The sequence below is a fragment of the Rhodanobacter sp. UC4451_H18 genome, from assembly GCF_052978225.1.
Genome location: NZ_CM129663.1, coordinates 3609653 through 3635270, shown reverse-complemented (window position 1 = coordinate 3635270; position 25618 = coordinate 3609653). Strand labels below are relative to the sequence as shown.

The following is a 25618-nucleotide window of genomic DNA, read 5'->3' as shown; positions in this document are numbered from 1 at the left end:
GGAGTCGATCATGCTCAACCTCATCACGCACGACCATGCCATCCGTGAAATCCAGCTCGCCCGCCCGCCGGTCAACGCGCTGAACCTGGAACTGCTGCAGGCGCTGCGCAAGGCGATCGACGACAGCGTGCGCGACGACGTGCGCGGCATCGTGCTGTCCGGCGCGCCCGGCCTGTTCTCCGCCGGCGTCGACGTGCCCGCCCTGCTGCAGCGCGACCGCGCCGGGGTTCGCGAATACTGGCGGGAATTTTTCGCCCTGTGCGGCGCGCTGGCGCGCGCGCCGATCCCGCTGGTCGCGGCGATCACCGGTCACAGCCCGGCCGGCGGCGCGGTGCTGGCGCTGTTCTGCGACTACCGGGTGATGGCCGACGGCCCGTACCGGATCGGCCTCAACGAGGTGCAGGTCGGCCTGATCGTGCCCGAGGCGATCCAGCTGGCGCTGCGTCGCGTGGTCGGCACCTACCGCGCCGAGCGCCTGCTGGTGGTAGGCGCCATGATCGAATCGGCCGACGCGCTGGCTTGCGGCTTCGTCGACGAAACCACCGCCGTCGAACAGGTCACCACCCGCGCGCTGCGCTGGCTGGACGAACTGCTGGCGCTGCCGAAGCACGCCATGCTCACCACCCGCCGCCTGGCCCGCGCCGATCTCGCCAACGCCTACGCCGACCTGGACGCGTTGCCGCTGGACGACTTCGTCGAAGCGTTCTTCCACCCGGAGACGCAGGCCACCTTGCAGGCGCTGGTGGCGCGGCTGAAGAGCAAGAGCGAGAAGTGAGTAAAGAGGAGTGAGGAGTGAGGTCGAGCATTCGCTTCCACTCTCTTTTCTCCCACCTCTCCACTCACTCCTCGCCTGTTGCCACTGGTCGCGACGGGTCGCTGACCCAGCCGCTCCACGATGGCGCGTACAGCCGCGAGCCGTGCAGGCCGGCGTGTTCCATCGCCAGCAGGTTGTGGCAGGCGGTGACCCCGGAGCCGCACATGTGCACCACGTGCGAGGGTTCGGTGGCGCCGAGCACGGCGGTGAACTCGGCACGCAACTGCACCGCCGGCTTGAAGTGGCCATTGGCATCGAGGTTGTCGGCGAACGGGCGGTTCAGCGCGCCGGGGACGTGGCCGGCGGCGCGGTCCAGCGGCTCGGTATCCCCGCGGTAGCGCGGCGCGCCGCGCGCGTCCAGTAGTTGGCCCGAGGCGCCATCGGCGACGGCCCGGTGATCGAGCAGCAGCTGGCTGGCGTCGTAGCGCAGCGAAACATCGCTGGACGGTCGCGGCGCGGGCTCGCCGCGTTCGACGGGCTTCCCCGCCGCCGTCCAGGCGGCCCAGCCGCCATCCAGCACCGCGGCGGGAATGCCCGTCAGGCGCAGCAGCCACCAAAGCCGCGCGGCCGCCAGCGCGCCGCCGGCGGCGTCATAGGCCACCACCTGCATGCCGTCGCGCCAGCCCCAGCGCGACAGCAATGCGCTGAACGCCGCCTCCAGCGGCAGCGGGTGGCGGCCCAGACCTTCGGCCTGGCGCGACAGGTCGGACAGGTCGCGATCGAGACTGGCGTAGATTGCGCCGGGCACATGGCCCTGCGCGTAATCACGCGCGCCGCCGGCGGGGTTGGAAAGCTCGAAGCGGCAATCCACGATCAGTACGTCGCGTGGCGTCAGCGCGGCCAACGCGTCGACGTCGATCAGGGTAGTTTTCAGGCTCATGTGCGGTCCATCCTCTCCAGCAGGTTGCAAAGCATCGCGGCGGTGGCGCCCCAGATGCGGTGTCCGGCGTGGACGAATTCCACCATCGGCCGCTGCTGCCCACGGAACTCCATCGTGTAGCGACGCAGGTTGGCCGGGTCGAACAGGAACGTCAGCGGCACCTCGAACACCTCGGCCACTTCATCGGGCGACGGATACAGGCGGGCCTCGGCCGCGATGCTCGCCACCACCGGCGTGACGCTGTAGCCGCTGATCGTCTCGAAGCGATCGAGGAAACCCAGCGGCTTCACCAGCGCGCGATTCAGGCCGATCTCCTCCTCGCTCTCGCGCAGCGCGGTATCCACGGCATCGGCATCCCGCGGCTCGCTGCGCCCGCCCGGAAACGCCACCTGGCCGGCATGGGCCGGCAGGCGCGCGTCGCGCACGGTAAACACCAGCCGCGGCTGCACGCCTTCGCGGATGCCGAGCAGCACGGCGGCCGGCAGGCGTGCCTGGTCGCCGAGCCATTCGTTCACCTCGGCGTGGTTCCAGGCCGGACCTTCGGGCGGTGCGGACAAGGGCCGCAGCGCCTGCACCAGGGTATCCATCATGGCCGGCGACCGGGCAGCAGCACGTCCATCACGTGGCGGCGTTCGGGATCGCTCATCGCGCGCCAGCGGCCGATTTCCTCGCCGCTGCGGCGGCAGCCGATGCAGTAGCCGTGGCTGTCCAGTCGGCACACGCCGGTACAGGGAGTCAGGGGCGGAACTGGCTGCGGCGCGGGATCGTTCGGCATGTCGGCGCATGTTAGCACCGGCCGGATTCAGCCCCTCAGCCCCGCGGCGGCTTGATCTCGATCAGTTCGATCACGAACTGCAGCGCCTCGTTGGGCCCGATGCGCGGCAGCGCGCCCTCCTCGCCGTATGCGAGCCGCGAGGGGATCACCACCTTCCAGCGATCGCCCACGCGCATGCGCGGGAGCACGTCGCGCCAACCGGGAATGACCTGGTCGACCGCGATCGTCGCTGGCGCGCCATGCGCCCAGGTGCTGTCGAACTCGGTACCGTCCACCAGCATGCCGCGGTAGTTCACCACCACCGTGCTGGTCAGGCTCGGGTGCACCGCGCCGCTACCCTGGTGCACCACCGCGTACTGGATGCCGGAAGGCAGCTGCACCACGCCCGGCTTCTTGCGGTTTTCCGCCATGAACGCCGCGCTCTTGCTCGCGTTCGCCGCAGCGATGCGCTTGAACTCGGCCAGGGCGTCGCTGTGCATCTGTTGCTGCAGGCGTTGCAATTGCGCCTGCATCTCGCCAATCGGGACGCGCGGCTGGTGACGCGCGTAGGCGTCCGCGATCGCGCGCTGCAGGGTGGACAGATCCACCTCGGGCGAGCCGCCGGCGAAGCGGCTGCCGATCTGGTAGCCGATCGCATAGGACAACTTGACCTTGTCGGGTTTCGCCGTGCTGGCGGCTTGCGCGGGCGCGCCAGCCTGTGCCGCATGCGCCGGCAGCATGCCACCCGGCAACACGCCGATCAGCAGCCACGCCGCCAGATGTGTCACGCCTTTCGCCATCGAATCCATGCCCGCCGTGGTGAGGTATCGCGGCCCCGCACGCGTGCCGCTGATGCATACGCGAGTTGAGAACCCCGCCATCGGCAAAGGTTCCCGCTGCTACCATCGGCGGCCTGCACTCACAGGAACCGGCCATGGCCTATCGCAATCTGGAACTCGGCAACCGCGGTGCGGTGCGCACGATCGTAGTGAACCGCCCCGACAAGCTCAATGCGCTGGATCGGCAGACGCTCAACGAGCTGACGCTGGCCTTTGCCCAGGCCGCGCAGGACGACGCCGTGCGCGTGGTGGTGCTCGCCGGCGCCGGCGAAAAGGCGTTCGTGGCCGGCGCCGACATCAGCGAGATGAGCGGCTGCAGCAGCGTGCAGGCGCAGGCGTTCTCGCGCGCCGGGCAGCGCCTGATGAGCAGCATCGAACGGCTGGGCAAACCGGTGATCGCGCGCGTGCAGGGTTTCGCGCTGGGCGGCGGCATGGAGCTGGCGATGGCCTGTCACCTGCGCGTGGCCAGCGAAAAGGCGAAGTTCGGCCAGCCGGAAATCAACCTCGGCCTGATCCCCGGCTTCGGCGGCACCCAGCGCCTGCTGCGCCTGGCCGGGCGCAGCGCCGCGCTGGAACTGTGCCTCACCGGCACCCCGGTCAACGCGCAACGCGCGTACGAACTGGGCATCGTCAACCGCGTGGTGGCACCCGAGGCGCTGGACGAAACCGTGGAAGCGCTGGCCGACCAGCTCGCCGCCGCCGCGCCGCTGGCCGCCGCCGGCATCCTCGATGCCGTGCTGCAAGGTGGCGAGACGTCGCTCGACCAGGGGCTGGAATTCGAGACGCAGGGTTTCGCGCTGATGTTCTCCACCGAGGACATGCGCGAGGGGACGCGCGCGTTCCTGGAGAAGCGCAAGGCCGCGTTCAAGGGGCAATGAGCCCCCCGACAAAGTTACTGGTCAGTGCCCGCCGCGGTATTTCTTTTCGCCGGCGGTGATGGCGACGTCCAGCCGGTTCTCCGGTGGCGCCAGCGGACAAGTCGCGAACGAGGTGAACGCGCAGGGCGGGTTGTAGGCCTTGTTGAAATCCAGCACGACCTTGCCCGGATGCTCGAGACCACCGGCGGGCAGCGCGGCGTACAGGAATCGCGCGGCGCCGTAGGTCTGCTTGCCCGAAGTGCGATCGGCCAGCACGAAGAACAGCTCGCCGCCCGGCTCCTCCTGATAGGGCAACAGCTCGAAGGTGTGGCCATCGCGCTGGAACACCGCCTTGCCGGGCACCTTCACCGTGTCGATGGTGCCGATCACCGAGCCCATCGCGAGGTCGTGCGCGGGCACGAACGGCACCCAGTCGGCCTCGATGCGCCAGGAGTCGTCGATGGGAAAATAATCGATGCCGAGGAAATGCCGGCGCGCCTCGGCGTCCTCGTCCTTCACCCGCAACGCCTTGCGGCCATCGCGCTCGATCACGTAGAAGCTGGCCTTGCCGAAACGCACGGTGGTGGGCTCGGCATCGGCGGAGTGCATGTCGTCCACCAGCGCGGCTTCGGTCACGGCCTTGCCGTCGATGGTGGCGCCGCTGGCCGGGTCGAGCGCCAGGTGCAAGCTGCCATCGTGCGCCAGCGTCACCGTGCCCAGGTGCGCGGGGCCGGCCTTCAGCACGATGTCGTTGTCGGCGGCGCTGCCCACGCGGTTGGCACCTTCGTTCAACCATTCCAGCCCGATCAGGCTCAGCCATCCCGTCGGCGCGGTGAGCCGTGCCACGCGGGCGGCGCGCCATTGCTCGATCTGCTGCGTATAGGTGGCGCTGGGTGACGGAACATCGGCGGCAGACACGGTGGCAACTCCGGAAAGCATGGCAAGAACGAAGGCGGCGGTACGCAACATGGGGACGATCACGCTTCGATGAAAGCGTCGAGTATGCGCAGCAGCGCGCGCCGCCGGCAAGCCACCACCCGAAACGATCCCGAGCCTCCACGTGACGCGCAGCGCCCTTGCTCTTGCGAATCCCGAATCCCGGCTCTCACCGCCCCCGCAGGAACAACTTGTCCAGCTCGCCCAGCGACAGCTGCGCCCACGTCGGCCGCCCGTGATTGCACTGGCCGGAGCGCTCGGTCTCTTCCATCTCGCGCAGCAGCGCGTTCATTTCCGGCAGGGTCAGGCGGCGCCCTGCGCGCACCGAGCCGTGGCAGGCCATGGTGGAAAGCAGTTCGTTTTCCAGTTCCTGCAGGCGTCGCGAGCTGCCGTGCTGGGCCAGCTCGCCCAGCACGTCGCGGGCCAGCTGGGCCACATCGGCGCCATCGAGCAACGCGGGGATGCGCCGCACCACCACGCCCGACGGGCCGCTGCGGGAAAGCTCCAGGCCCCACTCGGCCAGCGCGTCGGCATGTTCCTCGGCGGCGGCGGCCTCCTTCGCGCTCACCGCGAGGTTGAGCGGCACCAGCAGCAACTGCGAACGCAGGTTGCTGCACACGCGCCCGGCCTTGAGCTTCTCGTAGGTGATCCGCTCGTGCGCCGCATGCATGTCCACCAGCACCAGTCCGGCGGCGTTCTCGGCGAGGATGTAGATGTTCTTCAGCTGGGCGATCGCGAAACCCAGCGGCGGCGCCTCGCCAGGTTCAGCTTCGCGCATCGGCGCCGCGTTCGCGGCGCTGCCGAGCAACGCGGCGTAATCGGCCAGTGGCTCGTCGCGCACGCCCAGCGACAGCCGGCTCTGGCTAGCGCTGGCCGGCCAAGCCGCCGGCATCGGCATCGGTGCGGCCATGCGCAGGCCGCCCTCGGCCTCGTGCGCGGGCGACGCGACCTGCCCTGCACGCGTCTGCGCCAGTGCCTCGTGCAGGGTGCGGAACAGGAAATCGTGCACCAGCCGCTGCTCGCGGAACCGCACCTCGTGCTTGGCCGGGTGCACGTTCACGTCGACGCCTGCCGGGTCGAGTTCGAGGTACAGCACGAAGGCGGCGTGGCGACCGTGGAATAGCACGTCGGCATACGCCTGGCGCACGGCGTGGGCGACGATGCGATCGCGCACCAGGCGCCCGTTGACGTAGAAATACTGCGCGTCGGCCTGCGCCCGCGACGCGGTGGGCAAGCCGACCCAGCCGGACAACTGCAAGCCGGCGGCGGCGTGCTCGACGCGCAGGCTGCGTTGCGGGAATTCCGCGCCGAGCACTTCGGCCACGCGCTGCAGCACGGCCTGTTCGTCGCGCGCCGCCTTCCACACGCGCACCGGCTTGCCGTTGTGGCTGAGCCGGAACTCCACCGAACTGCGCGCCAGCGACAGCGATTTCAGCAGGTCGTCGATGTGCGCGAATTCGGTGCGTTCGGCGCGCATGAATTTCTTGCGCGCCGGCACGTTGTAGAACAGGTCGCGCACTTCCACGCTGGTGCCCGGCGGGTGCTGCGCCGGGCGTGCCGCCTGCAACCGGCCGCCATCGACCTCGATGCGGAAGGCAGCCTCCTGGCCGGCGGTGCGCGAGACCAGCGCGAAGCGCGACACGGACGACACCGAGGCCAGCGCCTCGCCGCGAAAACCCATGCTGGCGACGTGTTCGAGGTCGTCGAAACTGCCGATCTTGCTGGTGGCATGCGAGGCCACTGCCAGCGGCAGGTCGTCCAGCGCGATGCCGCCGCCGTCGTCACGCACGCGGATCAACCGCGCGCCGCCGGCCTCGATGTCCACCTCGATGCGCGTGGCGCCGGCGTCGAGGCTGTTCTCGACCAGCTCCTTGACCACCGAGGAAGGCCGCTCGATGACCTCGCCGGCGGCGATCTGGTTGATGAGTTCGGGAGGAAGCGCGCGGATGTTGGCCATCCGCGGACTTTAGCAGCCCGCCGTCGGAAGACGGATCAGCCGGACGGAATCGTCAGCACCGCGCCGGCCTGCACGATGTTGCTGCGGATCTGGTTGGCGGTCTTGAGCGCGCCTACGCTGATGCCGTATTGCTGCGCGATGCCGCTGAGGCTCTCGCCGCGGGTGACCCTGTGCTTGTCCGCGGCGTCACCGGCCGACTTGATGGCGCTGCCGGCGGGGGTGTCGACGGCCGCCACGCGCACGTCGCGGCGCTTGGCCGCCTGCGCGGCAAACCAGGTGCCCGGCGGCGGCGTCGATTCAAAATAATTCCTGACGCCGGACATCACCGCGTTGGCCAGCAGTTTCTGGTGCGACGGGTCGCGCAGCTTGCGCTCTTCCGCCGGGTTGCTGATGAAGGCCGTCTCCACCAGGATCGAGGGCACATCGGGCGAACGCAGCACCACGAAGTTGGCGCGTTCGACATGGCCGCGATGGGTCGGACCGAGCTTGGCCAGCGCGCGCAGCACGTTGCCCGCCACCTCGTCGCTGGCCTGGATCGCCCAGCCCTGCTGCAGGTCCAGCAGCACCTTGGCCAGGCCATCGTCCTTGTCGTCCAGGCTGATGCCGCCAATCAGGTCGGCACGGTTTTCCTTGTCGGCAAGCCAGCGCGCGGCCATGCTGGTCTTGCCGCGTGGCGACAGCACCCACACCGACGAGCCGCGGGCGTCGTCGCTGGTGAAGGCGTCGGCGTGGATCGACACGAACAGGTCGGCGTTGTGCTCGCGCGCGATTTCGTAACGGCGCTTGAGCGGAATGAAGATGTCGCTGTCGCGGGTGAGCACCGCCTTCATGCCGGGCTGGCGATTGATCTCCTTCGCCAGGTCGCGCGCCACCGCCAGGGTGACGTTCTTCTCCTGGGTACCGGCCGGGCCGTGCGAGCCTGGATCCTTGCCGCCATGGCCGGCGTCGATCGCCACCACCACGGCACGCTGTCCGTTGAGCATCGCCGCAGCCTGCTCGGCGGCGACCCGGCGGCTGTGCGTGGGGTTGCTGTAGGTGACGGTCGGGATCGGCGCGCTGGCAGTGGGCGCCTTGGCGCTCGGCGCGCTGGCCGGATACAGATCCAGCACCAGCCGGTAATTGTCGTTCGCGGTGGGCTTGAGCACGAAACTCTTGAGCGTGCTGGCGGGATCGACCGCGGCGATCAGTTGCAGGTCGTCGCCGCGGCGCGCATGGCTGATGCCGCGAAACAAGCCTTGCGCCGTCGGGGCGGAGAAGCCGCCCACGGCCTGGCTGTCGCGCAGATCTACCACGATCCGGCCATCCTTCTGCGCGATCGTGTAGTGCAGCGGACCGTCGGCATCGAGCACCACGCGGGTGTATTGCGGCCCCGCCCAGACGCGGGCGTCCTTGATCTGGGCCGCTTGGGCGGCGCACGGCAGCAGCGCCGCCAGCATCGCCGCGACGCCCCAACCGGCCAGCTTGTTCAGATAACCCCGCATGGGCCGCATTGAAACGCAGTCGCCAGGCGAATGCAAGCGTGTTTTCCTTTTAATATCCGCCACCTGCAGTGCATTCATCAGGGGATATCAAGTTATCGGCCGCAAGTGCCACATTTCGAACAGCTCCCTGCCCGATTCGGCGACCGGGGAAAACCCAAGCAGAAATAGTCACTTGGAGTGTCAGGACAGGCGCGAGAGCAACTCGTCGCCACGCACGGTATCGGCACGCAGGACGGCCTGGCGACCGGGCCCGGCGTAATCGAGATGAACGTGGAGATCCGCCGCCGGCAAGGCGCCGGCACCGCGTTCGGGCCACTCCACCAGCACCAGCGCAGCCGGGTCGGCCAGCGTGTCCAGGCCCAGCCACTCCAGCTCGGCGGGGTCGGCGATGCGGTACAGGTCGAGATGCCAGGCCGGTCGCTGCGCGGTCGCATAGCCCTCGACCAGGCTGTAGGTCGGGCTCTTGACCCGCTCGCCCACGCCCAGCGCCAGCAGCAGGGCCCGGGCGAAACTGGTCTTGCCGGCGCCGAGCGGGCCATGCAGGTAGACCACCAGGCCGTGATCCAGCAGGCCGGCCACGCGTTGCGCCAGTGCGGCGGTCGCGGCCTCGTCCGGCAAGCTGCGGGAAAGCTCGTTGGACATGGTCCCGTTCATTCGTCGGTTTCACAGGGAACGGCATTGCCGAGCCGCCGCAGCGGCAGCAGCAGGTCACTGGCCAGCAAGCCGCGCTCGCCCTCGCATGCGGCGAGGTCGCCGGCCCGCGCATGCAGGCCGACGCCGAGGCGTGCCGCCTGCCAGGCGTCGCAGCCTTGCGCGAGCATGGCCGCGACGATGCCGGTGAGCAGATCGCCCATGCCGCCGGACGCCATGCCGGGGTTGCCCCACGGACAGACGTCCAGACGTCCATTCGGATCGGCCACCAGGCTGCCGGCGCCCTTCAGCACCACGACGGCATCGAAGCGCGCGGCCAGCTCGCGCGCGGCCGCGAAACGGTCACGCTCGACCGCCTCCACGGAACGGCCGAGCAATCGCGCCGCCTCGCCCGGATGCGGCGTCAGCACGGTCGGCGCGGTGAATCGCCGAGGCTCCTTCGCCAGCAGGTTGAGGCCGTCGGCGTCGAGCACCAGCGGCTTGCGGGCATCCAGCGCGGTCAGCCACAGCGCATGCGACCACGCGGACTGGCCGAGCCCGGGGCCGAGCGCCAGCGTGTCGGCACGCTCCAGCAGCGGCTGCAGCGCCTGCGGGCCGTCCACGCCGTGGGCCATCAATTCCGGTCGCGCCGCGTTGAGCGCGCCCACGTGTTCGGCATGCGTGGCGACGCTGACCAGGCCGGCACCGGCGCGCAGTGCCGCCGCGCCGGCCAGGTGCACGGCGCCGGCCATGCCCTGCCCGCCACCGATCACCAGCACATGGCCATAATTGCCCTTGTTGGCATAGCGACGGCGCGGCGGCAGGCTCGCGGCAACAAGCAGATGCGCGTCCGGCGCCACCTGCGCAAACGCACTGGCCGGCACGCCCAGCGTCGCCAGCTCCAGCACGCCCGTGCAGTCGGCCGCGCGACCGGTGTGCAGGCCGCGCTTGTCGGCGATGAAGGTGACCGTGAGATCCGCGCGGATCGCGGCACCGGGGCACTGCCCGCTGTCGGCGTCCAGCCCGGACGGCACGTCGAGCGCCAGGACGGGGATGCCGCTGCCGTTGATGCGTTCGATCAGCGCCGCGGCAGCCGGCTCGGGCGCGCGGTTCAAGCCGATGCCGTACAGCGCATCCACCTGCAGGTCGGGCTCCGGCAATTCGTGCAGTGCGTCGACGGCATGCACTGCACCGCCGGCGTCCACCCACGCGGCACGCGCCGATGCGGCATCGCCGCGCGACGTGTCGGCCAGCGCCACCATGTCGACCTGCAGGCCCGCTTCGCGCGCCAGCACGCCAAGCAGGAAACCATCGCCGCCGTTGTTGCCCGGGCCGCAATGCACGCGAAGCCTGCGCGCCTGCGGCCAGCGCCGGTGCAGGCTGCGCAGGGCGTCGCTGGCGGCACGGCGCATCAACTCGCTGCCGGAGATGCCCAGTGCATCCAGCGCGGCGCGATCGATCCGCCGCATGTCGTCGACGGTGTACAGGTCGCGGGGCGAAGGTTCGGACATGCGGCGAATTATAGGGGTGCGACTAGACTATGCGGATGTCCGTGTCGTCCGCTTCCGCCTCACCCGATTACGCCGCGCTCGCCCGCGACATCAAGCGCTGGGCGCGCGAACTGGGGTTTGCCGAGACCGGCATCAGCGGTGTCGACCTCGCCGAGGACGAGCGGCATCTGCAGCACTGGCTCGATGCCGGCCGGCACGGCGAGATGGAGTACATGGCCAGACACGGCAGCAAGCGCACCCGCCCGGCTGAACTGGAACCGGGCACGCAACGCGTCATCTCGGTGCGCATGGATTACGCCCCACCCGGCACCGCCAACGCCTGGGACGTGCTCGGCGACGGCGAGGCCGGCTACGTCTCGCGTTACGCGCTGGGCCGCGACTATCACAAGCTGATGCGCAACCGCCTGCAGAAACTGGCCGAGCGCATCCGCGCCGCGGTGGGCGAGTTCGGCCATCGCGCCTATGTCGATTCCGCGCCGGTGATGGAAAAAGCGCTGGCGCGCAACTCGGGGCTGGGCTGGATCGGCAAGCACACCGTGCTGATCAACCGTCATGCCGGCTCGTACTTCTTCCTCGGCGAGCTGTACACCGACCTGCCGCTACCGGTGGATGCACCGGCCAGCGCGCACTGCGGCACCTGCACGCGCTGCATCGAGGTGTGCCCGACCCAGGCAATCACCGGGCCGTACCAGCTCGACGCCAAACGCTGCATTTCGTATCTCACGATCGAGCTCAAGGGCAGCATTCCCGAAGATCTGCGCGCGCCGATGGGCAACCGCATCTTCGGTTGCGACGACTGCCAGCTGGTATGCCCCTGGAACAAGTTCGCGCAGGTCGCCACCGAGGCGGATTTCGCGCCGCGGCACAGCCTGGACGGCGCGAAGCTGGTCGAGCTGTTCGGCTGGAGCGAGGAGGAGTTTCTCAAACGTACCGAAGGCATGGCGATCCGCCGCACCGGCTACGAAGGCTGGCTGCGCAATATCGCCGTGGCGCTGGGCAACGCGCCTCCCGGTGACTCGGTCGACGCCGCCCTCGCCAGCCGCGCCGACGATGCCTCGCCGCTGGTGCGCGAACACGTCGCCTGGGCGCTGGCGCAGCAAGCGGCCAAACGGCGCGCCGGCTGAATCCCGCGGTCAAGCCGGCGACGGCGCCGCCGGCAAGCCCGGGCCCGACCGTCAGGCAGCGGCCATCTGCTTGGGGATCGAGCGGTTGGTGTGGCTGATGTGGTTCCCTTCACCGGCGGCGATGTACACGCAGGTGGGCTGGAATTTCTCCAGCTCAGCCTCGTTCAGCTGGGCGAAGGCGGCAATGATGACGATGTCGCCGGGCTTGGCCCGATGCGCGGCACTGCCGTTCACCGAGATGATCCCCGAGCCTTCCTCGGCGCGCAGCGCGTAGGTGACGAAGCGCTTGCCGTTGTTGACGTTCCACGCGTGGATCTGCTCGTACTCGCGGATGCCCGACGCATCCAGCAGCAAGCCGTCGATCGCGATCGAGCCTTCGTAGTGCAGCTCGGCGTGCGTCACCGTGGCGCGGTGGATCTTGGCCTTGAGCATGTTCAGGTGCATGACGTTGTTCCCGCGGTGCTCCGCAAAGTCGGCGATTATCGAACCGATGGCGCTGCGCTGCAACATCAACGGCCCGCCCACGATATGTGCGGGCGGCTCAGTCCAACAGCAAGTTGTCGATCAGCCGGGTGCCGCCCAGCCGCGCGGCGATCAGCGCCACCAGCCCGTCACGCTGGCCATCGTCCGGCTCGGCGAGATCCCCGGCCCGGCGGATCGCCGCGTAGTCGGGCACGAAGCCGGCGCGGGTCAGCTGGGCTTCGGCCACCTGCTCCACGGCGCGCCAGGCGTGGCCCTGGCCCAGCAATTCGCGCATTTTCAGCAAGGTGTCGTGGATCAGCGGCGCCCGCGCACGCTCCTGCGCCGAAAGGTACTGGTTGCGCGAACTCAGCGCCAACCCGTCGTCGTCGCGCACGATGGGCGCGGCGATCACCTTCACTGGCAGCGACAGGTCGCGCACCATGCGCTCGATCACCTTGAGCTGCTGGAAATCCTTCTGCCCGAACACGGCCAGGTCCGGATTGACCAGGTTGAACAGCTTGCACACCACGGTGGCCACGCCATCGAAGTGCCCGGGCCGGTGGGCACCTTCCAGCGTGGCGGTGACCTGCGGCACGCGCAGGTTCACGCTGAGCGCGGCGCCGTAGGGATAGATCGTGGCGACCTCGGGTGCAAACAGCAGGTCGCAACCTTCGTCGGCCAGCGCCGCCTGGTCGTGCACCAGGGTGCGCGGGTAGCGCTCGAAATCCTCGCCGGGGCCGAACTGGGTCGGATTGACGAACACGCTCGCCACCACCCGATCGGCACGCGCCCGCGCCAGCCGCACCAGCGACTGGTGGCCGGCGTGCAGATTGCCCATGGTCGGCACGAAGCCGACCGTCTGGCCCTTGCTGCGCCAGCCGCGAACCGCGGCGCGCAACGCCGGCGCATCCTGAACCGTTTGCATGGTGGAAACTCGTCAGCTCAGTTGAAACAATGTTCCGGCGCCGGAAAGGCACCGCTGCGCACGTCGTCCGCATAGGCGCGGATCGCCGCTGCCACAGAATCGCGGCCGGCGAGAAAATCCTTGCTGAACTTGGGGCGCTTGCCGGGCGTGACGCCGAGCATGTCGTGGATCACCAGCACCTGGCCATCGCAATGCGGGCCGGCGCCGATGCCGATCACCGGGATCTCCACCGCCGCGGTCACGCGCCGGCCCAGCTCGACCGGCACGCCCTCCATCACCAGCAATTGCGCGCCCGCCGCCTGCACCGCCAACGCGTCGGCCACCAGTTGATCCGCAGCGGCCTGCTCCCGGCCCTGGACGCGGAAACCGCCGAAGCGGTGCACGGATTGCGGGGTCAGTCCCAGATGCGCGCATACCGGCATGGCCCGCGCGGTCAGCGCGGCGATGCCCTCCAGCACGTGCGCGGCGGCGCCTTCGAGCTTCACCATCGCCGCACCCGCTTCACCGACCAGCCGCGCACCGGCCGCGAGCACGTGGGCGACGTCGCGATCGGCCATGAACGGCAGGTCGGCCACCAGCAAGGTGGCGGACAAGCCGCGCGCCACGGCTGCGGCGTGGTAGACCATCTGGTCGAGTGTCACCGGCAAGGTGCTGGCGTGTCCTTGCACCACCATGCCGAGCGAATCGCCGACCAGCGCCACGTCGATGCCCGCCGCTTCCAGTTGCCAGGCGAAGCTGGCGTCGTAGGCCGTCAGCATGGTGATGCGCTGGCCTTGCGCCTTCATCGCGCGCAGGCCCGGCACGGTCACCGGCTTGCGGTCGGGGAGATTGGCGTTCTGCACGTACACGGGGGTTTCCTGGTCGGCGAGGGTGACTGCCGATTATGGCGCAAGCAGCCGCTCGCAACCGGCCGGGTCGACCCGCGCCAGCAGCTCGGCCACGCGCCCCTGGCCGGGCAGGTGCAGATCCGGTACGACATCGTTCAGCGGCAACAGCACGAAGGCACGCTCGGCCAACCGTGGGTGCGGCAGGGTCAATGCCGGGTCGTCGCGACGCACGCCCTCGACATGCAGCAGATCCAGGTCGAGCGTGCGTGGCCCGTTGCGTTCGGCGCGGACGCGGCCGGCGCGCTGCTCGATCGCCAGCAGGTGCTGCAGCAGCGCTTCGGGCGACAGCGTCGTTTCCAGCTCGGCCACGGCATTGATGAAGGATGGTTGATCGAGCACGCCCCAGGGCGGCGTGCGGTAAAGCGGCGAGCGCTGCAGCAAGCAGGTGCCGGGCAGCTCGGCGAGCGCGTTGAACGCGTCGAGTACCTGCTGGCGCGGTTCACCGAGGTTGCTGCCCAGCGCCACGTAGGCCAGGGTCATTCGGAGGCCGGGTTGTCGCTGCGTTTGCGCCGGCGCCGGCGCGGGCGCGGCGGCTTGCGCACCGCCGGTGCGGGAGCAGCCTCTGCCGCAGCCGCGCCGCTGAGCACCGGCAAGGCCGCGGCCAGCACGTCCTGCGGCAGGCGCTGGGCGTGCGCCCACCACTGCCCCAGCTCACGCATCGCCGGCGATTCGTCGGCGCGCAACAACAGGAAATCGAACGCCGCGCGGAACCGCGGATGTGCCATCAGGCGGAACACCCGCTTGCGTTGCACCTGCTCGAAACGCGGCTGCAGCGACCAGATCTCTTCCATGGTGAAGGTGAAGCGCCGCGGGATCGCCACCCGCTGGCACTGTTCGCCGACCACCTTGGCAGCCGCGCGCGACCACGCCTCGGCGCTGTCCAGGCCGCGCTCGATGCCGAGTTGGGCCTCGTCGCGCACCTCGCCCCACAGCAGCACCGCGAACAGGAACGCGGGGGTGACCGACTTGCCTTCGCCAATGCGCGCATCGGTGTTGGCCAGGCCCTGCTCCACCAGCGAGCGCAACGCCGCATCGCCACGCTTGAGCGCGCGCGCGGTGGCCGGGAACAGGAACTTCAGCAGGCCGCACTGCTCCAGCATGCGGAAACTCTTCAGGCCGTTGCCGGACAGGAACATCTTCAGCGATTCGTCGAACAGCCGCGCCGGCGCGGCGTCGCCCAGCAGCGGCCCCAGCGATTCGAAAGGCGCCGCCGCCGCCGCGTCGATGCGCATGCCGAGCTTGCCCGCCAGCCGCGCGGCGCGCAGCATCCGCACGGGATCTTCGTGGTAGCGCACCTCGGGGTCGCCGATCAGGCGCAGCACGCGATCGTGCAGGTCCTGCATGCCGCCGACGTAATCGCGCACGGAGAAATCGCTGATGTCGTAATACAGGGCATTGACGCGAAAATCGCGGCGCAGCGCGTCCTCCTCGATGGTGCCCCAGATGTTGTCGCGCACGATGCGGCCGTCGACGATGTGGCGGTCGCCCTCGCCTTCCTCGCCGGTGCCGCGGAAGGTGGCGACTTCGATGATCTCCGGGCCGAACACCACGTGCGCCAGGCGGAACCGTCGCCCGATCAGGCGGCAGTTGCGGAAGAGCTTCTTGACCTCCTCCGGCGTGGCGTCGGTGGCGACGTCGAAATCCTTCGGACGAAACCCCAGCAACAGGTCGCGCACCGCGCCACCGACGAGGTAGGCGGCATAACCGGCGTCATGCAGCCGGTACAGCACGCGCAGCGCGGCCTTGCTGATGTTCGCCCGCGAAATGATGTGCTGGTCGCGCGGAATGATTCGCAGCGCGGGGGTGGGATCGGTGCCTGGTGTGGGGTTCAAGCGGTTGGAATCCTTGCGGGACGCAGGCGCCCCGTGCTTGCCATGTTCACGATGCCGAGCATCAACAAATAGCCGCGGCAGGACGACGATCTGTGCACCTGCGCGGCAGGCTTCGACGCGCGTCGATCGGGCGTTGCCGCGCGAAGCAATTCCGCTATACTAGCGCGCTTCGCCGCACAACGCTCCCTTCGTCTAGTGGCCCAGGACACCGCCCTCTCAAGGCGGGAACACGAGTTCGAGTCTCGTAGGGAGCGCCATTTGGTTGTGCAATCTTCCATGATTGCCATGGTCTGGAAGGAGTGCGGTAGCCCAAGGTTACCGGCTATCGGCTGGATCAAAAGCAGCCATCCATGGCCGCACTGTCTGTCACCTGTGCGATCATCCCCGATCGCGGTTGTCCGGGAACATCCGGACAGCAGGGAGTTCCGGGCCTTCGGCCGGATCAGAAGCGGCCATCCATGGCCGCACTTTTCAAAAGAGCCCTCTGCCGAACCCCGCGAGAGCCCTTCGGTGTACTTTGCCGTGGATCTGCGTCGTTTTTCAGAAGAGCGTTCCATCTGCCCCTTCCTACAGCCGAGTTGACTTCATGACTTTCGTCGTCATCGACAACTGCATCAAGTGCAAGTACACCGATTGCGTCGAGGTGTGCCCGGTGGATGCCTTTCACGAAGGCCCGAACTTCCTGGTGATCGACCCGGACGAGTGCATCGACTGCACCCTGTGCGAGCCGGAGTGCCCGATCAACGCGATCTACCCGGAGGACGACGTGCCGGTGGGGCAGGAGCCGCTGGTGGCGCTCAACGCCGAGCTGGCCAAGAGCTGGCCGGTGATCACCGAGCGCAAGGACGCTCCCGCCGATGCCGGCGACTGGGAAGGCAAGCCGGACAAGCTGGCGCTGCTCGAGCGCTGAACCGGCCTGCCGTCACGATGTCGAAACGAAAACGCCGCCCCTCCGGGCGGCGTTTTCGCCTGCGTGGCGCGCTTGCGATCAATCCAGCTTCGACTTCAGCCGATCGATCACCTTGGCCACCGCGCCCAGCGAATCGCTCTGCGCGCGAATCTCGCTGCCGGCGTCGCCGCGGCTCTCCACGTTGACCTGTACCTGGTGCATGCCGCCACCGGCGGTGCTGGCAGAATCATCCCGGTGCCGGCCGAACAGTCGCGAGAAGAAACCGCGCTTCTTGCCGGTGGCGGCCGCCGTCACGCTGACCACGTAGGAGTGCGTGGCGTCGTCGTGGCTGACCAGTTGGCCCGCCTTGCCGTCGGCCAGCACCTTGCCCACCTGCTGGTACACGCTGTCGACCGTGCCCTCGTGCACGAAGCCGTCGGAGATCTGCCCTGCCTGGCCCGGCACGCCCGCCACGGAGGCAGTCGCGCCGTCCGCCGTCGGCTGGTTCGCGCCCGGCGGCGGGATCACCAGGGCGTCGCTGGTGGAGGGACGATCCATGCTGGGCGGAATCTCCAGCGGCGCCTCCTGCCGGGCCTTCTGCCACGCGCTGTGCGAACGGAACATGCCGCAACCGGAGAGCAGCAGGCCGGCGAGCGCGACGGCCGGCAAGGCCACGAGGAGCGAGGTTTTCTTCATCGAATCGGATTCCGTGAGTGAGCCAGGCCCGGATCAGCGGGCGCAGGTGTCTAGGATGACAGACTGGACAGCGCCTGGTGCAAGCGGGCGCGATCCGGGCCGTCGGGCAGTTCCACCAGCGGCAACCGCGGCCGGGCCGAGCCCAGCCCCAGCGGCGGCAGTCCGGCCTTGACCGCGATCGGATTGGGCGCGCAGTCCAGCGCGTGCAGCAAGGGTTCCAGTGCATCCCGGCACCGTGCCGTGGCCGCCTCGTCGCCCGCCGTGGCGGCGTCGCACAGGGCGCGGAACAGCCGCGGCACCAGGTTGGCCACCACCGAGACGGTGCCGGCCGCACCGGCAAGCATCGCCACACCGGCGCTGGCGTCGTCACCGGACAGATAGACGAAATCCGCGCGCGCAAGTTCCGCCAGCGCGGCGATCCGCGGCGCATCGCCCCGCGCTTCCTTGATGCCGATGATCGCCGGATGCTCGCTCAGGCGCGCCACCGTCTCCGGCAGCAGGTCGCAACCGGTGCGACCGGGCACGTTGTAGAGCAACACCGGCAAGCCGCCTGCATCGGCGACCGCGGTGAAGTGTCGCCACAGGCCCTCCTGCGTGGGGCGCACGTAGTACGGCACCACCACCAGTGCCGCATCCGCGCCCAGCTCCTGCGCACGACGCGTGGCAGCGATGGTCTTCGCGGTACCGGCCTCGCCGGTGCCGGCAATCACCGGCACGCGACCTGCCACGCGCTCGATCGCGAACGTCAGCAGGCGGTCGAACTCGCCCGCCTCCAGCATGTGCGCCTCGCCGGTCGAGCCGGCCACCACCAGCGCCTGGGTGCCGCCGGCGATCTGCTGTTCGATCAGGCGGCCGAACGCCGCCAGGTCGAGGCTGTCGTCGGCCGCGAACGGCGTGACCAGCGCACAGATGCTTCCACGAATGTCCACGTGCTCGATTCCGCTGCAACGGCAAGCCATGCATGTTACTTGCCGCTTCGCAAGACGGGCAAGTAAGCTCGATGGGAGTAACCTGATGCTTCCGCATCGGGCGGAATGCTGCCCACAGGTGGACCTCCTTGAAATCTCCCTCCACTGCCTCGCACGCGGCCGGACGCACGACTGGCGACAGCCAGTTGCTGATCCAGGCGCTCACTCCGGCCGACAAGTCGCCGCTGCTGGCGCTGGCCCGCCGCATTGCCGACGCCGGCTGCAACCTTTCCGAATCGCGCGTCTCCACCATCGGCACCGAGGTCTCGCTGATGCTGCTCGCCAGCGGCGCCTGGGATGCGCTGGCCAAGCTGGAAACCGCACTGACCAAGCTGGCCCGCGACGAAAGCCTGCGCCTGGTGCACTACCGCACCGGCCAGCGCGGCAACAGCGCGCAGCTGCCTTACCTGGTGGAAGTGGTGGCCGCCGATCGCCCCGGCATCGTCGCCCGCATCGTGGAGTTCTTCGCCCAGCACGAAATCAGCGTGGAGCAGTTGAACTCCACCCGCTATCGCGCCATGCAGACCGGCGCGGAGATGTTCCAGGCCCAGTTCACCATCGGCATCCCGGCGGACATCCACATCGCCGCCTTGCGCGACGATTTCCTGGAACTGTGCGACGGCATGAACCTCGACGCGATCATGGACCCGGTGAAGTTCTGAAGTGTTGCCGTCCGCCGAGCATCGCGCGAACGCCTTGCCCTGACAAGACCTGTCATCCGCCACCCCGGGCGCGCTAGTCTGTGGCCGTGGCCCTGCCGGAGGACGTCAGCATTGCAGAACCGCGAGTCGATTCACGCCAGCCGGCCCCGGCTTGCCCGGTCGCCTCGCCGCCGCACTGTCGTCATCCGCGCCACGTCTCCCTTCCATCCCACCGCAAGCACGGCCGCGCAGGCCGCGCAGGATGCCCCATGCCCGCCATCGGCAAGAAACTTCCCGCACTGAAAGGCACCACCGGCGACGGCACCGAGCTGAAGCTTTCCGACTACCGCGGCCAATGGCTGGTCGTGTACTTCTATCCGAAGGATTCGACCCCCGGCTGCACCAACGAGGCCAGGGACTTCCGCGACTTGCACGCGAAGTTCCGCCAACGTCACGCGCAGGTCATCGGCGTGTCACGCGACTCACCGAAATCACACGCCAACTTTGCCGCGAAGCAGGAGCTGCCGTTCCCGCTGATATCCGACGCCGACGAAACCTGGTGCCAGGCCTTCGACGTGATTCACGAGAAGGTGCTCTACGGCAAGCGCCACCTCGGCATCGTGCGCAGCACCTTCCTGATCGACCCCGACGGCAAGCTCGCCGCCGAATGGCGCGGGGTGAAAGTCCCCGGCCACGCGCAGGCCGTGCTTGACGCGATCCCCGCCGCCTGAGCCATTCGCCCTGATGAGTTGTCGCCATCCGCTTTGCCCACCCACCAGCGAGGACACTTCCGCATGACCGGAAGCAAGCGCATCTACGCTCTCGACACCAACGTCCTGCTGCATGACCCGACCTCGCTGTTCCGCTTCGAGGAACACGACGTATTCATCCCCATGACCGTCCTGGAGGAGCTGGACGAGAAGAAGAAAGGTGCTTCGGAAGTCTCGCGCAACGGCCGCCAGGTCAGTCGCTTCCTCAACGAACTGATCGAGGCCGGCAAGCAGCACGACCTGGCGGAAGGGCTGGAACTGGCCAATCCGCAAGGCGTCAAGCTCAAGCGCGGCGGCTCGGCCGGTCGGCTCTATTTCCAGCATCGCATCAGCAGCAACGGCCACACCAAGGCCGACAACCAGATCCTCGCCGCGGTGATCGAGCTGCGCGACCAGAACCAGGATCGCGACGTGATCCTGGTCACCAAGGACATCAACCTGCGCATCAAGGCCGGCATCAACGGCCTGGTTGCGGAGGATTACGAGAACGACCGCGCGCTCGACGATTTCTCCCTGCTCTACACCGGCTCGACCGAACTGCCGGCGAACTTCTGGGACCTGCACCCGGAAGTGCACTCGTGGACCGATCACGGCCGCACCTATTACCAGCTCGATCGCCGCGAGGACGAGGCGTGGCATCCCAACGAGTGCCTCTACCTGCCCGGCGAGAACGAGATCGAACTGCGCGTGCAGAAACTGGACGACGAGCACGCGACGCTCATGCTTCTGGACGACCACTCGCACGCCAACCATCACGTCTGGGGCATCGGTGCGCGCAACCGCGAGCAGAACTTCGCGCTCAACGCGCTGATGGACCCGGAGATCGACTTCGTCACCCTGCTCGGCAACGCCGGCACCGGCAAGACCCTGCTGGCGCTGGCCGCCGGCCTGGCCCAGGTGATGGACCAGCAGCGCTACCGCGAGATCATCATGACGCGCGCCACTGTTTCTGTCGGCGAGGACATCGGCTTCCTGCCCGGCACCGAGGAAGAAAAGATGACGCCGTGGATGGGCGCGCTCACCGACAACCTCGAAGTGCTCGCCAACCCCGAGGACGGCGGCAGCTGGGGCCGCCAGGCCACCAACGACCTGCTTGCCTCGCGCATCAAGATCCGCTCGCTCAACTTCATGCGCGGGCGCACCTTCCTGTCACGCTACCTGATCATCGACGAGGCCCAGAACCTCACCCCGAAGCAGATGAAGACCCTGATCACCCGCGCCGGCCCCGGCACCAAGATCGTCTGCCTCGGCAACGTCGAACAGATCGATACTCCCTACCTCACCGAAACCACCTCCGGGCTTACCTATGCGGTGGATCGCTTCAAGAGCTGGGAGCATTCGGCGCACATCACGTTGCGGCGGGGAGAGAGGTCGCGGTTGGCGGACTTCGCGGCGGAGATGATGTAGGAGCTGGCTTTCGGTTTTCGGCGTTCGGAAGCCCGGTAGCGGAAGACCTGCCAGGCAACACCACTCCTGCCATCATGGTGAACACCCGATGCGCTGCGCGCGGTTGACCAGCCGCGACGCGGAACGCAGGTTGGATTTGCCGGTGTCCAACGATCCATTGCGGGCACGTCCATGGGAAATCGTGCCAAACAGTTGGGGGGCAAGCCTTGAACGCGGTGACCCGTCGGGGCTGGCCAACCTGGCTGCGGAAACGGCGCACGCGCGAATCCGCATCCGGTGGCTGAAGAACGTGATCGCACGTGGTACCGGGCCCGTCACGTAGGTAGAATGTGTTGCCGTTGCCAAAGCCAAGACCGAGTTTTCGCCTCTCACGACCAAGCAAGGACCGCCATGTCAACCGCACTTTTTATGCAACTGTTCCAGATCATGCTGGTTCTCGGCCTGGGCACGGCGTTGGCGGTTTCCGCCATACGGTTGATGTGGATTGCCGGCAGTTTCCTCAAGCGCAAATCGCGCCTGTTGCCGTAAAGACAAGTCGCACGAAATGGCGTCCGGCCGGGCCGGCGTCAACTGATGTTGCCATCGGTCGAGTAGAATCACGACATTGCTGGCTCCGTGGTTCCTCTGCCCATGTTCGTGACGCCGCGCCTCATCCTGTTGCTCTTGTTCGCCTTCTTCGCACTGTGCGTGCTGCTGGTGCATTTGCGCGGGCGGGTGCGGTTGCGTTTCGACCGCCAGCTGGTGGATCACTCGGCAGTGTTCGCGCCTTACAACCTGCTGATGTACGCGTTCTCGGCGGTGCCGGCCAAGCCGATACTCGACCGCCGCGGATTTCCCGAGCTGGATTTGCTGCAGGCAAACTGGGAGACGATCCGGGCCGAGGCGCTGCACCTGACGGACCGGGGACACATTCGCGGCACCACGAAGAACGACGACGCCAGTTTCAACAGCTTCATCAAGCAGGGCTGGAAGCGCTTCTACCTCAAGTGGTACGGCGAGCCGCTGGCCTCGGCCCAGGCGCTGTGCCCGAAGACGGTGGAACTGCTCAATGCGATCCCCGGAATCAAGGCGGCGATGTTCGCCACGCTGGCACCCAACAGCAAGCTCAATCCGCATCGCGATCCGTTTGCCGGTTCGCTGCGCTATCACTTGGGCCTGATCACGCCGAACTCGCGCGACTGCCGCATCTTCGTCGATGGCGAAGAGCACGCCTGGGGCGACGGCAAGGACGTGGTGTTCGACGAGACCTTCGTGCACTGGGTGGAGAACAAGACCGACCAGACCCGGGTGATCCTGTTCGCCGACGTGGAGCGCCCGCTGCGCACGCGCTGGATGAGTGCGATCAACCATCGCGTGGGCGCGTTCATGGGCAAGATCACCGCTTCGCCCAACAGCGACACCGGTACCGAGAAGACCGGCTTCGTCAACCGCCTGTACGCGTGGAGCCAGCGCAAGGGCGCCATGCATCAATGGAAGGCGGCGTTCAAGCGGCGTCACAAGAAGCTGTACAAGGCCGGAAAATACGTCGGCATCCTTGTGCTGTTGTGGCTGATTTTCCTGGCTCCCTGGCCATTGCTCCGCTAGCGGTCACGTTTCGCTCCATCCATGCGTCCTGGCAGCATCCTTTCCCCGGAGTGCCTCATGGATTCGCAAACCGCCCTGTTCCAGCAACACCGCCAGCGCCTGTTCGGCCTGGCCTACCGCATGCTCGGCACGCCCGCCGACGCCGAGGACGTGCTGCACGATGCCTGGCTGCGCTGGCACGCACAGAATGTCGCCGCGCTGGACGACCCGGAAGCCTGGCTGGTCACCGTGACCACGCGCATCGCGCTGGATCGCCTGCGCCGGGCCAAGACCGAACGCGCGCACTACTCCGGCCCCTGGCTGCCGGAGCCGCTGACCGTGGATGCCGACCAGCCCGAGGCGCAACTGGAACGCGCCGAAAGCCTCACCCTCACCTTTCTGCTGTTGCTGGAGCGGCTGAGCCCCGAGGAGCGTGCCGCCTTCCTGCTGCGCGAAGTATTCGACTACAGCCACGCCGAAACGGCCTCGATGCTGGAAATCAGCGAAGACGCCTGCCGCCAGCGCGTGCACCGGGCGAAGCAGCGGCTGCGCGAGGATCGACCGCGCCAGACGATGCCGAACGCCGACATCCAGCGGCGCCTGCTCGAACGCTTCATGCAGGCGCTGCAGCAGCCGGACATGCCCACGTTGCGTGCCTTGTTTGCCGAAGACGCCATGAGCGTATCCGACGGCGGCGGCCTGGCGCGGGCCACCCTGCACCCGCTGCACGGCGCCGAGCGGCTGGCCCGGCTGTACATGCAGATCGCGCTGCAGCAGCAGCGCCATGGTGGCGTGCGCCACGAAATCCGTCAGCTCAACGGTACGCCGGCCCTGTTCGGCTGGCAGGGCGACACGCTGGTCTCGGCCAGTTGGATCGACGACGACGGCGAACGCATCACCGCGGTGCATGCCCTGCGCCACCCCGGCAAGCTTGCCCGGCTGGCGGCGGTCACGAAATCGACGGCGCCCACGTCCTTGCACTGAACGGCCGGTCCCGGCCGCACACCGCAAGGAGAACCCCATGCCTCGTTTCAACGTCAACAAGCGCCTCGACGCCGTGAAGCCCCTGTTCGCCCTGGGCGAATACATCAAGAACTCCGGCATCGAACAAAGTCTGATCGAACTGGTACAGATGCGCGTTTCCCAACTCAACGGTTGCGCCTACTGCCTGGACATGCACAGCAAGGATGCCCGCGCCGCCGGCGAGACCGAGCAGCGCCTGTACGTGCTGCAGGCCTGGCGCGAGGCGCCGTTCTACAGCCCGCGCGAGCGTGCCGCGCTGGCGTGGTGCGAGGCGGTGACCCGGCTCGACCCGGTGCACGGCGTGCCGGACGAGGTCTACGAACAAGCCCGCGCCGAATTCAGCGAAGAACAGCTGATCGACCTCAACATGGCAGTGATCGCGATCAACAGCTGGAACCGCATCGCCATTCCCTCTCGCGCGGAACCCGGTCACTACCGGGCGGCGCAACACTGAACCGGCGGCGCCTCGCGCAAACCGTGCACGACAAGCCTGCCTCGCGATGCGCGCCAACGGCGTATCCCGTCAACGGCATGACACCGGCTGGGGCACGACCATCCCGCGCCGATCCAACGAAAAGGCCGCGGCATGCCGCGGCCTTCATTGCGCCCAGCGGCGTCCCGGATCAGGCCGCGAGGCGCTTCACGATGGCGTCGGCGAAGCTGCCGGTGCTGCCCTTGCCGCCGATGTCCGGCGTCACGCTGTCGCGATCGTTCGTCATGGTGTCGCGGATCGCGGCGCGCAGCTTGTCGCCCTTGGCCACCATGTCCAGGTAGTCGAGCATGTCGGCCGCGGCCAGCAGCAGCGCGCAGGGGTTGGCGATGCCCTTGCCCGCGATGTCCGGTGCCGAGCCGTGCACCGCCTCGAAGATCGCCGCGTGCTCGCCGATGTTGTCGCCCGGCGCCAGGCCGAGGCCACCGACCAGGCCGGCGCACAGGTCCGAGAGGATGTCGCCAAACAGGTTGGTGGTGACGATCACGTCGAACTGGTACGGGTTCATCACCAGCTGCATGCAGGTGTTGTCCACGATCATCTCGTTGAACTCGATCTGCGGGTATTCCTTGGCAATCTCGCGCGCCACATTGAGGAACAACCCCGAGCTGGTCTTCAGGATGTTCGCCTTGTGCACCGCGGTGACCTTCTTGCGGCCCTTCTTCACCGCCAGCTCGAACGCGTAGCGCACGATCCGGCTGCTGCCCTTGCGCGTGTTGCGCGCCACCGACTCGGCGATCTCGCCGTCGGCGGACAGGGTTTGCCCCTCGGAGCGGTAGGCGCCCTCGGTGTTCTCGCGCACGGTGATGATGTCGATGTTCTCGTAGCGCGACTTGGTACCGGGGAAGCTCACCGCCGGGCGCACGTTCGCGTACAGGTCGAAGTGGCGGCGCAGGGTCACGTTGACCGAGGTAAAGCCGCCGCCGATCGGCGTGGTCAGCGGGCCCTTCAGCGCGACCTTGTGCTCGGCGATCTTGTCCAGCGTGGCCTTGGGCAGCAGGTCGCCGTGCTTCTCCAGCGCGACCATGCCGGCGTCGACGAAGTCGTATTTCAGGCCGCAGTCCAGCGCGTCGAGCACGCGCAGCGTGGCGGTCATGATCTCCGGGCCGATGCCGTCGCCCGGGATCACGGCGATGGTGTTGTTCATGGGGGGACTCCTTGGGGGCTGATCGCATGCACGGCGCGCAAGGCGCGCGTCAAGACCGCCCATTATCGCTCATGCGCCCCAATGCCGGACACCCGTCCGCCGCGCAAGTCGTTGCAAATCCTCGCATGGAGCGTT

At 68.2% G+C, this 25618-nt stretch carries 28 protein-coding genes and 1 tRNA gene; 12 read left to right on the top strand and 17 right to left on the bottom strand.

Annotated features, from left to right (window positions below; genetic code table 11):
- Positions 1–10: 10 nt before the first annotated feature.
- Positions 11–775, top strand: coding sequence for an enoyl-CoA hydratase/isomerase family protein (locus ACVCMG_RS16240; protein WP_395119545.1), 765 nt, complete (start codon positions 11–13; stop codon positions 773–775).
- 64 nt (positions 776–839) lie between these two features.
- Here the strand turns inward: ACVCMG_RS16240 and ACVCMG_RS16235 are convergent, their stop codons facing one another.
- From ACVCMG_RS16235 to ACVCMG_RS16220, 4 genes are read right to left on the bottom strand one after another with little or no spacing between them, the layout of a single operon-like run.
- A complete protein-coding gene (locus ACVCMG_RS16235; RefSeq protein ID WP_395119546.1) occupies positions 840–1694 on the bottom strand; it encodes a sulfurtransferase in 855 nt (284 codons plus the stop codon).
- Positions 1691–2284 (bottom strand): NUDIX hydrolase, encoded by a 594-nt coding sequence (locus tag ACVCMG_RS16230; protein WP_447106426.1) that lies wholly within the window; start codon positions 2282–2284, stop codon positions 1691–1693. Before ACVCMG_RS16230 ends, ACVCMG_RS16235 begins: the two co-directional genes overlap by 4 nt.
- Positions 2281–2469: a DUF1289 domain-containing protein gene (locus tag ACVCMG_RS16225; RefSeq protein WP_395119548.1), complete on the bottom strand. Its 189-nt coding sequence runs from the start codon at positions 2467–2469 to the stop codon at positions 2281–2283. The genes ACVCMG_RS16230 and ACVCMG_RS16225 overlap by 4 nt, the downstream gene beginning before the upstream one ends.
- Before the next feature lie 35 nt (positions 2470–2504).
- Entirely contained in the window at positions 2505–3248 is a 744-nt protein-coding gene (locus ACVCMG_RS16220; RefSeq protein ID WP_447115424.1) for an FKBP-type peptidyl-prolyl cis-trans isomerase, read from the bottom strand.
- Positions 3249–3382: 134 nt separating this feature from the next.
- On the opposite strand from ACVCMG_RS16220, the gene ACVCMG_RS16215 reads away from it, so the two are divergent.
- Entirely contained in the window at positions 3383–4165 is a 783-nt protein-coding gene (locus tag ACVCMG_RS16215) for an enoyl-CoA hydratase/isomerase family protein (RefSeq protein WP_447106427.1), read from the top strand.
- Positions 4166–4186: 21 nt separating this feature from the next.
- Here the strand turns inward: ACVCMG_RS16215 and ACVCMG_RS16210 are convergent, their stop codons facing one another.
- The 5 genes from ACVCMG_RS16210 to ACVCMG_RS16190 all read right to left on the bottom strand — a co-directional run bounded on the left by ACVCMG_RS16210 (position 4187) and on the right by ACVCMG_RS16190 (position 10659).
- Positions 4187–5113, bottom strand: coding sequence for a DUF1684 domain-containing protein (locus ACVCMG_RS16210; RefSeq protein ID WP_447114550.1), 927 nt, complete (start codon positions 5111–5113; stop codon positions 4187–4189).
- Between the two features lie 136 nt (positions 5114–5249).
- Positions 5250–7037 (bottom strand): DNA mismatch repair endonuclease MutL, encoded by a 1788-nt coding sequence (gene mutL / locus ACVCMG_RS16205; RefSeq protein ID WP_447114549.1) that lies wholly within the window; start codon positions 7035–7037, stop codon positions 5250–5252.
- 35 nt (positions 7038–7072) lie between these two features.
- A complete protein-coding gene (locus ACVCMG_RS16200; protein ID WP_136258171.1) occupies positions 7073–8518 on the bottom strand; it encodes an N-acetylmuramoyl-L-alanine amidase in 1446 nt (481 codons plus the stop codon).
- 180 nt (positions 8519–8698) lie between these two features.
- Positions 8699–9160 carry a tRNA (adenosine(37)-N6)-threonylcarbamoyltransferase complex ATPase subunit type 1 TsaE gene (gene tsaE, locus ACVCMG_RS16195; RefSeq protein ID WP_395119553.1) on the bottom strand — a complete coding sequence of 154 codons (462 nt, stop codon included), beginning with the start codon at positions 9158–9160 and terminating at the stop codon, positions 8699–8701.
- Between the two features lie 8 nt (positions 9161–9168).
- Positions 9169–10659, bottom strand: coding sequence for an NAD(P)H-hydrate dehydratase (locus ACVCMG_RS16190; protein ID WP_447114548.1), 1491 nt, complete (start codon positions 10657–10659; stop codon positions 9169–9171).
- A gap of 41 nt (positions 10660–10700) precedes the next feature.
- Here ACVCMG_RS16190 and queG point away from each other — a divergent pair, with 41 nt between their 5' ends.
- Positions 10701–11783 carry a tRNA epoxyqueuosine(34) reductase QueG gene (gene queG, locus ACVCMG_RS16185; RefSeq protein ID WP_447106431.1) on the top strand — a complete coding sequence of 361 codons (1083 nt, stop codon included), beginning with the start codon at positions 10701–10703 and terminating at the stop codon, positions 11781–11783.
- 51 nt (positions 11784–11834) lie between these two features.
- Here queG and panD read toward each other — a convergent pair whose 3' ends face one another.
- The 5 genes from panD to pcnB all read right to left on the bottom strand — a co-directional run bounded on the left by panD (position 11835) and on the right by pcnB (position 15889).
- Entirely contained in the window at positions 11835–12227 is a 393-nt protein-coding gene (panD, locus tag ACVCMG_RS16180; RefSeq protein ID WP_136258177.1) for an aspartate 1-decarboxylase, read from the bottom strand.
- 97 nt (positions 12228–12324) lie between these two features.
- On the bottom strand, positions 12325–13170 hold the full coding sequence (gene panC, locus ACVCMG_RS16175; RefSeq protein WP_395119556.1) for a pantoate--beta-alanine ligase: 846 nt from the start codon (positions 13168–13170) through the stop codon (positions 12325–12327).
- Positions 13171–13187: 17 nt separating this feature from the next.
- On the bottom strand, positions 13188–14018 hold the full coding sequence (gene panB / locus ACVCMG_RS16170; RefSeq protein ID WP_447114547.1) for a 3-methyl-2-oxobutanoate hydroxymethyltransferase: 831 nt from the start codon (positions 14016–14018) through the stop codon (positions 13188–13190).
- A gap of 33 nt (positions 14019–14051) precedes the next feature.
- On the bottom strand, positions 14052–14537 hold the full coding sequence (folK, locus tag ACVCMG_RS16165; RefSeq protein WP_395119558.1) for a 2-amino-4-hydroxy-6-hydroxymethyldihydropteridine diphosphokinase: 486 nt from the start codon (positions 14535–14537) through the stop codon (positions 14052–14054).
- Positions 14534–15889, bottom strand: coding sequence for a polynucleotide adenylyltransferase PcnB (pcnB, locus tag ACVCMG_RS16160; protein WP_395119559.1), 1356 nt, complete (start codon positions 15887–15889; stop codon positions 14534–14536). Before pcnB ends, folK begins: the two co-directional genes overlap by 4 nt.
- A gap of 181 nt (positions 15890–16070) precedes the next feature.
- Between pcnB and ACVCMG_RS16155 the strand changes: the two genes are divergently transcribed.
- Positions 16071–16146 (top strand) — tRNA-Glu (locus tag ACVCMG_RS16155).
- Between the two features lie 329 nt (positions 16147–16475).
- Positions 16476–16799 carry a ferredoxin FdxA gene (gene fdxA / locus ACVCMG_RS16150; RefSeq protein ID WP_395119560.1) on the top strand — a complete coding sequence of 108 codons (324 nt, stop codon included), beginning with the start codon at positions 16476–16478 and terminating at the stop codon, positions 16797–16799.
- A gap of 78 nt (positions 16800–16877) precedes the next feature.
- Here fdxA and ACVCMG_RS16145 read toward each other — a convergent pair whose 3' ends face one another.
- Together ACVCMG_RS16145 and dapA are read right to left on the bottom strand one after the other, a co-directional pair.
- Complete coding sequence (locus ACVCMG_RS16145; protein ID WP_395119561.1) at positions 16878–17474, bottom strand: hypothetical protein; 597 nt, start codon at positions 17472–17474, stop codon at positions 16878–16880.
- A gap of 50 nt (positions 17475–17524) precedes the next feature.
- Positions 17525–18403 carry a 4-hydroxy-tetrahydrodipicolinate synthase gene (dapA, locus tag ACVCMG_RS16140; protein WP_447114546.1) on the bottom strand — a complete coding sequence of 293 codons (879 nt, stop codon included), beginning with the start codon at positions 18401–18403 and terminating at the stop codon, positions 17525–17527.
- Positions 18404–18588: 185 nt separating this feature from the next.
- Between dapA and ACVCMG_RS16135 the strand changes: the two genes are divergently transcribed.
- The 7 genes from ACVCMG_RS16135 (at position 18589) to ACVCMG_RS16105 (ending at position 24300) form a co-directional block, all read left to right on the top strand.
- On the top strand, positions 18589–19104 hold the full coding sequence (locus tag ACVCMG_RS16135; RefSeq protein WP_136258190.1) for a glycine cleavage system protein R: 516 nt from the start codon (positions 18589–18591) through the stop codon (positions 19102–19104).
- A gap of 248 nt (positions 19105–19352) precedes the next feature.
- Positions 19353–19814 (top strand): peroxiredoxin, encoded by a 462-nt coding sequence (locus ACVCMG_RS16130; RefSeq protein ID WP_291229068.1) that lies wholly within the window; start codon positions 19353–19355, stop codon positions 19812–19814.
- A gap of 63 nt (positions 19815–19877) precedes the next feature.
- A complete protein-coding gene (locus ACVCMG_RS16125; protein ID WP_447114545.1) occupies positions 19878–21260 on the top strand; it encodes a PhoH family protein in 1383 nt (460 codons plus the stop codon).
- A 390-nt stretch (positions 21261–21650) separates the two neighbouring features.
- Positions 21651–21788, top strand: a complete 138-nt coding sequence (locus ACVCMG_RS16120; protein ID WP_447114544.1) for a hypothetical protein — start codon at positions 21651–21653, stop codon at positions 21786–21788.
- A gap of 102 nt (positions 21789–21890) precedes the next feature.
- On the top strand, positions 21891–22844 hold the full coding sequence (locus ACVCMG_RS16115) for an aspartyl/asparaginyl beta-hydroxylase domain-containing protein (protein ID WP_447098469.1): 954 nt from the start codon (positions 21891–21893) through the stop codon (positions 22842–22844).
- A 57-nt stretch (positions 22845–22901) separates the two neighbouring features.
- A complete protein-coding gene (gene sigJ, locus ACVCMG_RS16110) occupies positions 22902–23807 on the top strand; it encodes an RNA polymerase sigma factor SigJ (RefSeq protein ID WP_447100015.1) in 906 nt (301 codons plus the stop codon).
- 37 nt (positions 23808–23844) lie between these two features.
- Complete coding sequence (locus ACVCMG_RS16105) at positions 23845–24300, top strand: carboxymuconolactone decarboxylase family protein (RefSeq protein ID WP_395119568.1); 456 nt, start codon at positions 23845–23847, stop codon at positions 24298–24300.
- Positions 24301–24469: 169 nt separating this feature from the next.
- Here the strand turns inward: ACVCMG_RS16105 and ACVCMG_RS16100 are convergent, their stop codons facing one another.
- Complete coding sequence (locus tag ACVCMG_RS16100; protein ID WP_395119569.1) at positions 24470–25483, bottom strand: isocitrate dehydrogenase; 1014 nt, start codon at positions 25481–25483, stop codon at positions 24470–24472.
- Positions 25484–25618: the final 135 nt, after the last annotated feature.